This window comes from bacterium, from assembly GCA_021108215.1.
Taxonomy (GTDB): Bacteria; Oederibacteriota; JAAXVQ01; order JAAXVQ01; family JAUVAV01; genus JAIORK01.
Genome location: JAIORK010000004.1, coordinates 15,062 through 31,241 on the forward strand (window position 1 = coordinate 15,062; position 16,180 = coordinate 31,241).

Below are 16,180 nucleotides of genomic sequence, written 5' to 3' on the forward strand. Positions count from 1 at the left end.
CCCTCATTAATCGCAGGCAACCCAAAGGTCGCACCCTCGGTTGTCACTGTCTGCGCACCGGACAAAATCATGGACGCAGTCAGATAATTATATTGCATCCCGGCTTTGGTGACATACAGTGCCGACCACTGGCTGCGTAATTCAGCCACCAGTATGACATCGCCGCGTCCGGCCTGGAAATTCAGCTCTGCCAATCCCAGCTTTTCTCCAATCTGCCGGAGCTGACCTTCCAAATATTGCAATTGGCCCAGCGCATGCTGCAAGGTAATTTGCGCTTTCCAGACAGCGTACTCCTTCTGTGCCCGAGCATCGCGTACATCCAGCGCGGCAATACGGCTATTCACTGCGGCAATATTTTCCTGCGACGCCGTCCTGCCGAAATCGGTATGCAGCAGCCGTGCGCGTAACTCCAGATAATAACCGATATCATCACCGCGCGAATTGTCAAAAACAATCCCGCCGGCATCCAGTGTAGGAATCCACGAAGCATTGGCCCGGAGCAGCTTTTGCTCATGCTCCGAGACCGACAAATTGGCTTGTGCAACATCCACGGTTCCTTCCAAACTGGAAAAACCAAAATAATTTTGACCAATGGCGTCCAATTCTTCTTTCGTCACCAGTGTCTTCCCAACCTGAATGCGCATCTCAGCCGGATTGCCGGTCAAAAGATTAAGCGTCCGCATTTTTTGATTCACATCGGTTTCCGACTCAATCAATTCGGTCCGCATTTTTTCAAGCCGGGTGATTAACAACTGATGATACAGTTTTAAATCAGCTTGGGATTCCGCGGGTGCCGCTTCAATTGCCGATTCATTTTCCGCAATCAACCCAAGTTGGGATTCCACTGCCTGTCGGCGCTGTTCCATCACATAATTCGCACTGCGCAACGCAATATAACCATTCACAACCTTGGTGATCAACCCTGTAACATCCCGGTCCAACTCTGCCTGGCTCATGGTGGTATTGGCATGCAAACGGTCCTGATAAGCAGATCGGATAGGATCATAAACCCTGGCGTGAACACGCAACAGTTCATCAACAAAAAAATCCGCCTCGCCGACCATGCCGTCCGAAACACGCCCGACCTCATTCATATAGCTTTCATAAATCGGCACCGTCAGGGTTACGGCTGGAATATAGGCCGAAAGTTTGGCCTGTAGCACCATTTGTTCATTCACCGTGATCCGGGTGCGATCAATATTCAATTGCGATGATTTCCGTAGTGCTTGATCAATAAACCGGTTCAATTCCTTGCTTGCAATACGATTGGGAGCCGTCAGGGTGGTTGTGGGACTCTGCGCGGTCTGTCTGCCTGCCGAAAGAATCACCCCGTCCGGTGAACTTCGGCGTGGCGTAAAGGCTGTGGTGTTCATGGCTGATGTTGTCCGCGTAATACTGTGCACGGATGTACAACCGGTCATCAGCAAAGCAACCAATCCTGAAAAAATCGCCAAGCCGCGCCCGGTCCATTGCCTAAGCACACCCAGATTTCTTTGAAAGCGCCGCGAACTCGGCGCGAGTGTAATGCTGCGATTAACAATCCCCCGCGAAAGCACTATTTTAAGCGCTGCCTGCATTCCACCCGGATACATCGCCAAAATGGATTCAATGCGATTAAAAACGCTTCCGTCTGCCAGCAGGTCTTTATTGGCCAAATCATACTGGTCAATCAAAATTGCCGCCGTGCTTTGCAATGTCCGGCTGGAAACCAACAGCCACCGGAAGATATCGCTCCCCAATTGAAAAGACCCCTGCGGCGTTGCCAAATTAACTCCCTGATTCGCATAAGCATCCAATGCAAAAATCAGGGTCTGCTCATTGATCAAACCTTCTGATTTCAGTTTATCAATTTGCTGCTGATCGCGGGTTGCCAGAACAACAATGTTCTGATTCGGATTCAAATATTCCAACGGCAATCCCTTCAAACCCTCGCGCAGTCGTTGATCAAAAACCGCAGTAATACCGGAAATTGCCTTTTCTGCATTGGAATCTACATATATATTTAATTGCTTACCGCCCACTTTCCACGTCTGTATTTTACCTGCCTGAAGCGCTTCCCCGGTTGCATCCAATCCAATCGTTATGCTCTCCAGACCGGACGGCAATTCTGTTTCCAACGACAAGGTCTCAGGTGCGAGATTGGTACGCAGCATCCGGTTGGTACGCTTGGTAAATCTCCCGCCAAAATTCACAATTTGATCTCTCAGTAAAGAGGGTTGTGAAATCCAGGATCCAACCCGGTCAATCAAGGTCCGGGCCATAGCCCAAGGCACATTAAGCAATGTGCTGAAATTAAGCATAAAATCAACCAGCCCATTGCCCCATATCTCGGTTAAAATCGCCCGTGACTCACCCACACCCCGAACAGCATGCGCCTGTTCGTGCCGCAGAAAGGTATCCAACTGACGGCTGCTAAACCAGCCGTTTGAATCGAGCAGACGTTCCGAGATACGATACGTATCCGTATCCGCATCATACGCAGTAAGCGGGCTGCCGCTGCGCCAGGCACGCCAGGCATTGCCTAATCCTTTTGCTTGTTCCTCCACGCGAATTGTCAAACCGGTCCGCTGTGTCACCGCATTGGCCCGTTCTTCCAAAGAAAGCGCTTGCCATGCCTGATCAGCGCCGCGCTGCATCCACCCGGCATTAAATGCAAGATACTTGGTTAATTCAGCGCCCAAAAAAACAGTAGCAATCATGGCCGGAAGCATCCACAGCCAACCTCCGGCAAAAACAAATTGCAATCCCAACCCTGCCAACGCAGCCGCAAAAGGCACGGACGTACGCGGAACTTCTTTTTTCACGACTGCCGCTGCCGGTTGCCGGATGCCATAACTTTCCGTCCGCAATGTCAGCTCAGCCTTTAATTCGGCATATTTTATGAATGCATCCACTGTCTTGGTTTTTGCCTCAATATAGGCATTGACGTAAGGAAACAACATCAATGCATCTTTGGCTGTTTTACCTTGATACTGCTCCCGTGCCTTTGCCAAAGCGGATTCTGCCTGGGTCAACTGCCGGCGGGCGGCATTATATACCTTTGCCTGATCATTAATTTTGCCTTCCAAATTTTTCAATTCCGTCAAAATCTGCTTGCGTACTGCCTGAGCTGATTGAACATTAATCTTTTTTTCCAGGGCGGATAGTTTCCCTGCCAAAACATTTTCCCCGGAAAACCGCAATATCAGATTCACTGCCAGCCGGCGGCTGAAAAGGTGTTCATCCTGACTGCCTGCTTTAACCTGGATGTCAATCTGATGCATCATTGTTTCAATACCCACCTCAGGTAAAATCCCCTGCACCACACTGGGCATTTTAGAACCTGTGGCATTGGCGGCCTGCACAATATTCTGCATACGCGGATCACGCTCAGCCACAGCAGCCATGGTTTTGTCCAGCTGCACGTCAAGTCCTTGCGCAGAAAGCAATTTGGTAATATTACCGGTGGGGGTATAAACAAATGTCACATCCGTACCAAAAATATTTGCCAATTCCGCCCTGGCCCAGCGCACGGCTTCCTGCCGTTCCAGCACCCGCTTCTGGGCACCGCTGTATTGAAACCCGACTGCCTTCGCATTTTTCGCATACAGGGGTTTGAGCCGCGCCACTTCATTCTCAGCCACTTTTAAAAATTCACTTTGTAAAGCCAGTGTGTAATACGCCTTGATCCCCTGAATCCATTTCTGATGAACCGCACGATCCCGGGCAAGCCGGCCCTGGAAAGCCTTGTGCTGGGCCGACTGGATCTGCCGCAAATAAGCCGGTGTCCAGTTAATCTGACCTACCAAACTGGCATACATATTTTTCACTGTGGTCTGTTCCCCGGCGGCATTGGTAAAAGACTGACTGGCCGTGCCTCCCGGAATCAAAAGCGAAACCGTAAACAAGGTCGGATCATTGGAAAGCGCCTGTGCAACCTTAAAATTATTTTCTGCGGTTAAAACATCATTGGACCCCTGTACCAAAGACGAGAGCAATTTCACCACTTTGGCGGGATCGGAAATATCAATTTTCACAAGCTTGCGCTCTACTGCAACCGTGGAAGGACTCCCCCCGAACTGAGCTAAATACAATGCCGCCCGGGATTGGTTCCCCATAAAATAGGTCAGCTCCAACCGGCGGTAAAGCGTCTGTAAGTAAATAAAATCCAGCTCATTAAACGTCAGAGTTCCGGCTTTATACTCTGCTTGTGCCTTGGCATATTCTTTTTCCGCAACCGCCACCATCCGCTGAGCTACCTTGAGTTTTTCCGAACTAATGCGATAGATCCCAACAAAAGCGTCACGCTTCTGCCGGAGTTCACTGCGCACCTGCTGAATTTGACGCTCTACACGCACAAGTTCCACACGCGCGCGCGTCATCTGAGATTTTTTACCGCCGGACCCCAGCGCAATACTAACGCCCAAGTAAACAGTATGATCATTAATCGGCGCAGTATAGCCGTATCCCAGTTTCCAACGCGCAGACGTTTCCCGGCCGGATGCTTTGATTTCCGCGCGCAACTGATCGCGATGGGCTTCCAGCAATTTAATAAATGATTCCGGATCATAATTATTTTGCAGCAAGGCAGTGCCCACGGTTGTCGGCATTGAGGTCAACAATTTTTCAGGATTATGAATCGCAACCTTGGTGCCGGCCGGCAAATTGGAAAGCCGCAAATAATCGGCACGGGCCATATTCATTTCATGCTCAATTTGTTTAAGCTGCGTTTCGCCGAAAGCAATCTGGTCCTTTTCCGCCTGGGCAAAAAATGGCCGGCGAAGCCGCTTGGCTTCCGCTTCACGCTTGACATACCCTTCGCGTGCGCGGGTCACAATCGTTTGCTGGGCCTTATAGCGATAGGCCAGTTCCACCAGTTTGATATATGCTTCCGTCGCACTGATCATCACCTGATTTTTCGCTACGGTCTCTCCTACCTGCCGGGTTTTCTCTTTCAGGCGGGCGGCGCGCTGTTCAGGCCCGGTACCGAAAGTGCGCATGCTCAACGGTCCGCCGAGTTCCACATTCACACCGGTCCGGTATCCTTGATCACCTGTCACCCGTGTCCCAATGCCTTCTTGTTCAGTAAAGCCGCGATATCCAACGAACGTACTCACACCCAATTCAGGCCGCCCTAATTTTTTTGCCAATTCCAATTCCGCCCGGGCCGCTTGGGTGCCTAAAATGGAGCGGCGCACATTCATTGATTTTTTTGTAACCAGTTGCAGATTTTGACTCACCGTGGGCAACGTAATCGTTGCCGTGGACATGCCCGGTTTTTCCGTACCTTTTAAAATCATTGAGGCGGTTAGATATTCAAACTGCATACTGGAACGTTGGATATAGAGATCCGCCCATTGGCTGCGTAATTCCGCCACCAGAATGACATCGCCCCGGTTGGCCTTGTAATTCAGCTCCGCCAATGCCAGTTTCTCACCGATCTGGCGCAACTGATTTTCCAGAAATTGCATCCGTCCGACAGAATGTTGCATGGTCATCTGAGCTTTCCAAATCGCAAAATCCTGCTGCCACTTGGACTGCTTGACATCCAAACCGGCAATCTGCGCATTGACCTGCGCAACCCGCTGCCGGGCTGCAGTTAAACCAAAATCAGTGTGCAACAAGCGTGCGCGCAATTCCACATAGTACGCCATATCCTTAAATCCCTTGGAATTGCTAAAAACAATCCCACTCAAATCCAGCGTGGGGATCCAGGAACGATTGGCTTTGAGCAATTCCACTTCATAATTTGACATCCGCTCTTTGGCCTGTAAAACATCAATCTCTCCCCGGGCCGGTGTCAGACCAAAATACTTGGACGTGATCGTGTCCAGTTCAGACTTGGTCACCAGCTTGTTGCCAACGCTCAGCTTGGTTCCCACCGGGTTGCCTACCAAAATATTAAGATCACGCATTTTTTGACTGACATTGGCATTGGCCTCCGCCAATTGGGTCCGGATCTTGTCCGCCCGGGTCAGCAATTGAAGATGATAAACACGCAATCGGGCTTGCTGTTCAACCGGCGCTTGCTGCGTTTTTATTTCATTTTGTTTTATCAGTGTCAGTAATTCCTGAAGCGCGGCTTTACGCTGGGAAACAACATAGTTGGCATTACGCAGTTCAATATACCCTTTCACAACTTTTGGCACCAGCACGCTGATATCACGGTGATATTCAGAACGATGCACCGCGGCATTGGACTCCAGCCTCTGGAAATAAGCCGAACGAACAGGATCATAAATTCTCGAATGGACACGGATCATTTCATCCACAAAAAAATCAGCGCCATCCACACGCCCCTCGCTTACCCGGCCCAATTCACCCATATAAGAACGATACAGCGGCACCTTCACCGTGAGACTCGGGATATAGGCAGCCAGCTTGGCCTGAAAAACCGATTCGCGCGCCAAATCAATTTTGGTACGGTCAATATCCAATGAAGATGATGTGCGCATGGCACTGGAAATCAAACCGGGCAAATCCCCTTTTGCAGTCTGACGCACCTGACGGGTTGATGTATACGCACGTTGTCCGGTAGTAAAATGCGCCGGTTCAAATGCCCGCGTGTACGCCCTGTTCGAGGCACAACCGGTAACCAGCAACGTGGCCAATCCGGCAATCACACTAAAAACTCTTTTCCCCATGCCCCAAACACGATTCAGACTGAGTGCCTGCCCAACGTCTCCCGGGGTCGCGGTACTTTGTTCCGTGATTATTTGGCCGATACGGGCCTGGAGCGCCTGCTGGACAATCCCGGTGGCATAATCCGCAATCGCTGCATCCACATGCTCGAAAACCGAGCCATCTGCAATCGCCGCCTCATTGGCCAAATCATGTTCCAAAATAAGTTTCTGTGCTTCATTTTCAATGAGCGGACTTCTCATCATAAACAGAGTCACAAAATCCAGCATCAGCCGGTTTTGGCCATCGGTTGTATTCAAATCAATTCCCTGATCCTGGTATCCATCCAAAAATAAGACAAAACTATTTTCATCAAGAACACCTTGCTCCCGCAGTTGGCGAATATGCGCATCGTCACTTTGCGCCAGGACAACAATTTTCTGGGTCGTATTTCTATGCCCGCGGGGAAGATCAAGCATGATACTGCGGAGTGCATTGTCCACCATGGCGGTGATGCCGACCAAATTGTTTTCCGCCTGTTGGTCAACATAAACCGTGGCATCGAGTCCTTCATGCTGCCAGGTCCGGACCTGCCCGGTCACAAGCGCAGGCAGGTTGGTTTCAGCTGATTCTGCCGGTTGACGTGTACGTCCCGACGTATAGGCGACCCGGAAAATACCCTGGGCTGTCTTCATAAATGTCTTCGAAAACCGGACAGCACGCTTGCGCAATCCGCTGTTCAACCCTACCAACATAACCAGTCCAACCGCAATCAGACCGCCGCTGCCCAAAGCCAGGCTCCAGCCGGACAGCGTCAACAAGCCAACTGCGCCGAGACTCACCAAACCGACACTCACCAAAGTGGTCATCAATGTCATCACCAGGGCACGTTCCACACTGCGGAAAACAGTCCCCAGATATTTGGCTGGACGGGAAAGTGAAATATCCAATTGCGGCAACCGTCCGCGCAGACCACGGAAGGACGTCTGCAAGCGACCGTCGGATGTCATCTGATAACTTTCCGCCCGCTTTTGCGCATGACTGCTTGCATAAAGAATGGATACTGCGCGACGAATTTTACGGACGTGCTTCTTTGCAGTCGATTTTTCCGCAGTGACCACCAGCATAACCCGCGCATTACGATTCATAATTCTGGCTGTTTCCTGTAAATAAACAAAATCCGCCTCATCCAGCAATGCCGGATTATTAATCCGGAAAATCACTACCGGCTGGTCTTCACGGCCAAAGCTGGCTTTGTCAAGATTCAAGGGCCGGTCTTTTTTAAAATCACCATCCAATTGACGCAATTGCCCGGAAATGGCAGCTTGGTATAAAACCGTAGCATTTTCCGGAATGGATTCATTGCCTACATCCCCGGCAGTGGGCAGCGACGTCTCCGCGGCAACTGTCTCAAAACCTGAACTGCGTCCCAACAGGGCGTCCGCGTCCGCCAGGACCTCTTCCACGGTCCGTTCCGGTGCAGCCACTGCTTCAATACGCAAAGGTGAGACAGCAGCGGTTGTCAAAATCTGCGGAACCCGTTTCGAGAAAAAATCAATTGTGATCCGGCTGGCTTTCTCTTTGAAACGATTCAACGGATCACGCCCTACATAAGAAACAAACATAACATCCTGCATGGCCGTATCAATCGGACGTAAAAACTGGTTGCCCCAATCATTTTTCAACTGGGTAATCAGGTTTTTCTTTTGATCTTCCACCGTCATACCGGTCGTGCGCACAACCATCGCATAAAAATCAATTGTATAAGCTGTCAAAGCCTCGGCCAGCAATGCCGCCGCCTGCTTATCCCCTTTGCGCGCAGACATTTCATACGCGGAAACCATATCCAGAAAACCCTGCGTTTCAATGGGAAGTTGAATCCCCCGGTCGCGAAGACTGGTGATCATCAAATCCATCCCGGTAATCAGGACATCGCCAAACGGGATCGTCCCGGCTTCTTTTTGCAGCTGTTTAATCAAGCGTTTCCGCAATTCCAGTCCGCCGCGGTTCCGGTCTGCCACTGAATTTTCAACCAGTGCGGCCATGGTTTGAAATGTCGCCTCATCAATCGCCACCGGCTTCAATGCCGCCAACAACGCACTCGTATCCCATAATTGTGGATTTTGATAATGGGTAAATTGATTCACCGTATCTGCAATCTGTTGGCTGATAACTTCACGAATATTTTTTTCTTGTGTGAAATAACGAACCTGAGCTGTAATATCCTGCTTAATATTTTCCTGAACAAAGGCGGTCAAGGCCGTTTCCGACATCGCATCAATCCGGCGTTCAATCCCCCGCCGGTGAACATCCGCCCGGTTCACAGCAGCAAAATATTTATCAAAATAAGAGCGTGCTTCAGATTTTGTCCGTGAAATTTTCAAATGCGTCCTGTAAATATTACGCAAAATTACCTGGCCCCAGCGGGTTCCGATCATATTGCCGGTCACTTCATTGTTCAGCAGCTTCTGCACAAAATCAGGAATATATTTTTGAAAAATTTCATCATCCTCAAAACTATACACTTTCTGAGCATAACCCATCAATCCCTGCCGGCCCACACGCCCAAACAACTGATCATTGGCATCCGCACTCTCCGGCACTTCCGCCTCTATCGCCAGCATGTCGCGCCCCAGCACATTGAATCCCCGGGTACCGCGGGGATTGGTCAGGGTCACCACAAAAGGCAGGTTCGCAATCTGCTTAATCGCCGCCAACTGCTGCTTGCTGGTTTTAGAAGAAATCACACAGATCGTCAGCTGATTATTGTCCTGCTGATAGCGCTGCAGCAGTTCAGTCTTCGCCTGTTGCCGCGCCTGCGCGTCCGGCATGGCGTTGACTGCATCCATTTCTTTTTGCAACGCATTGGCACGCGAGCGGGCAATCGCCACAGTGGTACGCAACCGGGAAACCGGTGTATCCGCATCAATCACCTGTACCATAAATCCCTGGCGACGCAAGGCCTGAAGCATACGCGAGGCCAGTGACTGAAGTTTACCTGTTGTATAAGTCCCGATCAGCGTCCCACTGATCACGCTATGTTCTTTCACCATTTCCTGAACAGCGCTTAATTGTTCTGACGCTCTTAAATAATATTGATCGGCATAGCGGTTGCGTATCAACGAGGCCCCCTGATCTGAAGGCAGATGGAGACGCGAGAGCCCCAGACGTTCGACCAATTCCTGCTGTTCCTCGCTGTTGCCGGTTGTGGCTGACATCAGATTACGCCAACGGTAACGGAGCGCATACTGGGCCGGCATCAATTGGCTCTGATATTCACCGATATCCGTAAAACGGATGGCCTGGCGCTGCAGAGGATCGGCTTCCACCAAAAATTCCTTGGCTTGCAATGCCTGATGAATCCCGCCCGAAACTTCCTGACCGGGCATGTCCTGACCCGTCTCCTTATTAATCAAGGTAACCTCGCCACCAACCATGCGATACTCTGTCACGCCGGGTTGCAAATCCCGCCGTATCGCGGTCATATCCACATCGCGCCGAACAAAGAAAAACTGGGCATTCAACGCCGCATGCAGATAATGCTGCAAAAGAGGAAATTCGGTCAGACCGGTTTGGGTAGACAGCCCCAGATATTGCTGTTCCAATAGTTTGCGCGCTTCTTCCGTCAGGGTTACTTCTTCCTCACCTGCCTGGTAAGCGATCTCAAACATTTTGACATCATTCCTGCTCTGGAGTGCCGCCATCTGACTGACAATCGTGGCAAACAAAAGACGCATCAATGCAGGATTCTCATCAGATAAGGCATTAAAAACATCGGCATTGGGAATCGCCGCTTCTCCGGCAGCAGACAGTTTCACACCTTGCGTTGCCAGATCCACTTTCAAGAAACCGGGTTTCACCGCACGCACCAACCGGGCCAGCAATTCCTTCTGTTCCGGATCACGGACCGTTTCCTGCACTGCCTGATTAATGGAACGCGGGGTCACGCCTTCCACAAAATAAGTCACGTCCCCTTCGTCATCGATACGGAAATAGGGATCACGCGGATTAATCCCGGTCTGATAATCAAAATTAAATGCCGTCTCCGTCCCATAGGTAATATCCGCGGCATACGCCCGGCTTAAATCATGACTGATTTCCATTTCCTGCTTGGTTTCATTCCAGATCATCACCGCAGGCCGGGAGGTAGCACGATCAAAATAACCTGTGACAGCGACAGAGACACCGAGCGGTGCCAGCAGCCGGGCCGCTTCCACCCCCTGTTCAACCGCCAAATCGATATTCGGCGTTATCAGATGGGCTCCTTGATCCAACAACGCCATCGCGTAAAGCGCCATCGCCGCAGTCTCAGTCTTGCCCTGCCCGGTCGCCATTTTAATCGCATAAGCCATCGCATCAATCGCCGACACCTCCGGCGTGACCAGCATCCGGAAAAAATAACCGATCCTGGCCCAACCCCGCCGCTGTTGCATCTCTGTAAAAGCCAGTGCCGCCATAATCTGATTGGGATGCATGGTGAATGTTTTAAGGAGCTGACGGGTCACCTCATTTTTCTCCTGATCCGCTGAAGCCCGTTTTTGTTTCTCAATCGCAACCGCCGCGATGGCAATCGCCCGCATACGCTGTGTGCGCATACTTTTTTCCGACTGCTCCAGGGATTTATCCTGTAACGATTGACGAATGGTATTCGTCTCATTTTTCAATTCCGCCAATGATTTATCCCGCAATGCAACCCGCAATACATCCACATCATCCGCCTGCGAGCGAATGGTTGCAATCTTACGCGCATAAGCACGCGCCTGCCGGCGCGGTGCAATCCATTGACGGTATGAAAAATACCCAACCACAATAAGACCGGCCCCTATTGTGAAAAGCCAGGAAGCCAACCCCAGGGTGACAAAAACAGTCACAATCCCGAAAGCAAATTTACCGAATAATACCACCTCAAACAATATGCCTGCCAAAGCACCGACAATCGCCGCAGGGACTAAAAACGGCAGCGCCCGTCCTACAAACGTTTTTGATTTTCCCAGACGCGCCGTTTGCACCATCGCCGACCGTTGCTCGGCAAAAATAGCGCGCAACTGGTCACCCAGGCCGACCACAATACCTATCACCAAAAAGATAGACACACCGATGCCGCCCAGGCCGATCGCTTCCGGCAACAGCGCCATGGCGATCACTGCTGCCGCGCCTCCGGCCGGAAGAATCGCAAGAATTTTAGAGAGATAATCACGCGTCTGCGCACCGGGCGCTTTGCCGGGAATATATGATCCTGAGCCGGCTAAGTTGGCCGCGATTTCTTTGGGATTGAGCATCAGCCGGGTTCCTACCAGCGAAAAAAGCAAAATCATACCCACCACGATCCCGATATAAGCCAGAGACATGGGCGCGATAGCAAATCCGAGCAATGGCTGGGTTACCATGGATATAAACGAAATGAGCATCATGGAGCTGAAAATCGCGTTAACCCCCATATAGTCGGCTTTCAAAGGCAGAAACCGTTCGCTGATCTTCCGGTCTTTTTTCCCGCTATCGCGTGTCGAGCGGATGGGAAGTTTGAAATAATAGGTGTTCAATACAACCGAAAGCGCGGACAACGAAAGTACGGCAATCATCATGGTCAATGCCGGCATACTCAACACACCCACACCCAATGCCGCAGTCACCTGACCAATCAAGCCGGGAACAATCATGGCACCCAAAAGCAATGATGTCTGCTTGCCGCCCAAACCGCGTTCTGTAATCACCGAGTTGAACCAGGTGACGATCACGGAACCCAGCGTCAGCGTAATCACACCGGCAACCATCATTCCGGTCGAGGCAAACAATGCCGGAAACATGGCAACCACAAAAACCGCCTGGACCACGGCAATTCCCACCGAGATATACTTGGAATACTTCTCAATTTTTTTCCGTCCGATCTCACCGGACTTCTGGAGATCCTTGATCGCCGGAAAAATAAATTGCCCGACCATCATGAGCATGGATGCACCAAAATACGGTGCCAGGCCCAGACCAAAAACTGAAAACTTCTGCAAAGCACCCCCGGAAAAGAAATTAAAAATATCCATGGAGGTATTGCCTGAAAGCGCAGTGATGAAAGAAGGATCAATCCCCGGAATGGGAATCGTCTGGCCGATAAAATAAATCCCGATAATACCAATCGTGATCATCGCCCGTTTGACCAGACCCCAGGGAATACCGGCGGTGAGCCGGTCAAAATACAAACGGGTGTCTGTTGTAGCTGCTTTAACCCAGGAAGATGATTTCTCGGTTTTAGCCCCGACTGAATTATCCGATGCCACCTGGTTTAAAACCGACTGGATGCGTTTACCCGGAACATCCACCTGAGCAATACCGGCTTCGGTTTGGACTGCCGTCTTTTCAGTCGGTCCGCGCGGCAACGCTTGCGCCGCTGCCAAGGTCGTCTTGGCGCTGCCCAGTGTCCCGCGCATTGCCGCCACCATCAAACCGGGAATCGAGATAACCTGACTGATATACGCGGTGATCTCGCCGACTATTTTTCCGGCAGGTGCCCGGTTTGCCTGAGCACGGCGTGCCGCCTGCGCCTGATGCGCCAACTCATGATTTAAAATAAGCTGCTGGAAAAATTTAGGCACATGGGAAAGACGCGCCAGATCAGCCGTGATCTGTCCTGTGGCTTCATCAAATCCGGCAATAGTCTTTGCGCCGCGCCGGTCAACCACATTATAAATCTGCCAACCACTGATAAGCTTGGTACTCTGGATCCCCCGGCTTGCAGCCAATCTGTTTGAACGAAAAATCGAGACACCCATAACAACAAAAGGAATCCCCACCAGGGGCAGCAACACCGAGCCGAGCGCGCCAACTGCCAATGCAGCAGTACTCCAGTTCATCCCCAGGGCAATGACACCGGATAAATCCGCATATCCAAAATAAACCGCCAACAATGAAAGCAGCATACCGGCCATTGCCAACGCCGCAACCGTGCTCACGCCGGTTTGAGAAATCGGACGGACATTTTCTCCTGCAATGCTCTCCGTGGTTTGCCCGGTCAATTGTCCCAGCTGCCGACTGATCACAGGATAGCCAATCACCGCCATCCCGGCAAATCCAATCGCCGAACCGAGCATTACCGGCACATTGGCAAAGAGGATCAATCCCAGCGCCATGGCAATAACCCCGGCGCCTGCAACCACCCTGACATTCACGGCAACCTTGCCCTGTTCATCCAAAACCAACCGGCCAAGCCGGTCTTGTATCCTGCCGAGTGCATTGCCGCTTCCCTGCTGCAAGCTGCGGACCATATCCGGGAGCACCTGGGTTACATTTCCAAAGGCACTCATAAAGCTGCTTGTACTCTGCCCGGAAAGCAATGCCGCACCCCCGGTCGTCATCACCGCCATGGGTGAGATCAAATTGATGACTGCCCGGCGCAATCCCAGGAAAGAACCGCTTACCCTGCGCCCACCGGCCAGTAAGCGTCCCTGAACCTGCGCCAAGGTGGCATTGTCCAGCATCACAACTTCATACCCGGTTTTTTCAATCGCAATTTTTGCCAATTCAATCATCCCGGCAGGATTTTCCGAACCCTGTCTGCGCACAACCGCCGATGCGGCAATACCCTTAAACGGAAGAATATACGTATCTCCGGAATTCACGGCATTTTCCCAATCAACAGTAATCTCATTGGTGTAAGGATACACCGCCATATCAGTTTCAAGCTTTGCCTGCACATCAGTCAACAACGTGGTTCCGCTCGAGACCAAACCGGCAATCTCCGCCTCTTGCAGCAGCATGCGCATGCTGTCGAGAAAAACCCGCACATCACCGGATTGCGCCGCTTCCTGCTCAACAGATAAAATTGCATCACCTTCTCCCACCTGCGGAAAACTGGGTGCCAGAGCAAGTATATTTTGATTTTCAGCCAAAAGTTTTTCCAGCGGCGTTTTGCGATTGCGAATCAAAGCAAAATAAGGATTTACCAAATCTTCCTGGGTCATGCGCGGACGCACGGAAAGGTAAGAAATACCGCGGGATTTCATCTCCTGCAAAACACGCTCCGTATGAAAACCACCTGTGACCATCACTGCAATCCCGGTTTTATTCTGCCGCATGCCGGAAAGGGTATTTTCTACAAAAACCTCACTGCGCAGGTCTGCCATCTCATAAAAACGAACAACTCTGTCGAGATATTCATCCAGTCCGTAAACCTCAGATTCCATGAGTAAATCGCCCAGCGCGTCATACTGTTGAATAAAGGTGGTAAATTCTTTTACCGTATAGCTTCCGCGATTTTGCAGATAACTCTGGAGCTCATCTGATGTGGCTGAAATATTCAAAAGTTTTTCCATCACATCCAACTTCGTCAAATAGGTGTCCAGCTCCCGTTGGGCATGCGAGGTATATAGTTTTGCTCGCACAGCCAAATCCAGCGCATCAACTTCCGCATAAATCTTATCCGGATCCAACTCCTGCGGGATGACGTTGCGGCGCTTGGAGACATATTCCAAAAGATCTGCATAGGCATTTAGATCAATCCGAATCCGCTTGGCATACCCGCAAAGGTAGACACCGTATTTCATGATCGATATTTCACCCTCACGATAATCGCGTTTTTGATCATCCAATTCCTGGAGTTCGGGACTATAAATTTCAACCTTCAAAGCATCCAGCAAATCGCGCAAATCATAAATAAAACCCTGGCTCTCGTCATTGAGAAAGCTCATCACCAGCTTGCGGCTGCTGTGATAAAGCTCGTCTTTTTCAATACCCGTGAGCACGACAGGGTGCCTGCCCGTACCGGCATAATATTCAGCACCACTCATTTTGCCTTGGCGCATAAAAAATTGACCGGTTGCTTGTTTGGCTTTCAGATTGGGAAATTTAGACAGATGGGTCACATTGACAGGACGGGAGGCGCCTTCAATCGCAACCAGTTTGAGCCGGTAATCTTCAGCCAGATAATCGATGATATTGGCAATATTATTTTGCACCTCATAATTGCAATGCAAATCCTGAATATGCACTACCAAGCGGTCCTGCCCTTGATAGGCATCCAAAATCGCGCCGAAATCCTCAGGAATACCGACTTCCTGTTGTGCATGAATGACGACGTTCCTGGCCTGTGGATAAGCCTCTGCTTCAAACGCCCAGGTGAGGTAGGGAAATACAAAGGCCAATGTAATAAGCATTGCAATAACCTTTGTCATAACCTTCCTACCGGGCTGATGCCAATTTTTAAGAAGCAGAAGCTGTTCAGGATCAAAAAGTGCTGAAATGGCTTCTTGTATGCGGATCATATTTCCATCTCCCGTCTGTTCCCCAAAGGGGTAATTAAAAATTTTATTTATATTAAATTACTTTTTTAGATTTGCTTGAATTATAGCATAGCGAAAAACAAAAATCAAATTCCATAATCTGTGATAATCGTTTATTTTAAATAAATAAATTGTGTTTGTGTCATTTTGAAACATTTTTTTGCTATTTTCTGGATTATTATTTTGCCTATTTTATAAGGATTTTAATCACTGCCAAAAATCTTACAGAAAGTCTCGTCATCCCAAAATGAAAAACAAGTCTATTGATGGTTTTTTTTTATTTTTTTACAAAAAGGATAAACTTTTTTTCTAAA

At 50.1% G+C, this 16,180-nt stretch carries 1 protein-coding gene (only partly in view); it reads right to left on the reverse strand.

The window, feature by feature from the left end; translation table 11 throughout:
* A protein-coding gene (locus tag K8S19_00880; GenBank protein ID MCD4812239.1) for a TolC family protein crosses the window boundary here: on the reverse strand, positions 1-15,848 show its 5' portion. It extends 12,109 nt beyond the left edge of the window; the window shows 15,848 of its 27,957 coding nt (coding positions 1-15,848); it begins with the start codon at positions 15,846-15,848; its stop codon lies beyond the left edge, outside the window.
* Positions 15,849-16,180 lie beyond the last annotated feature (332 nt).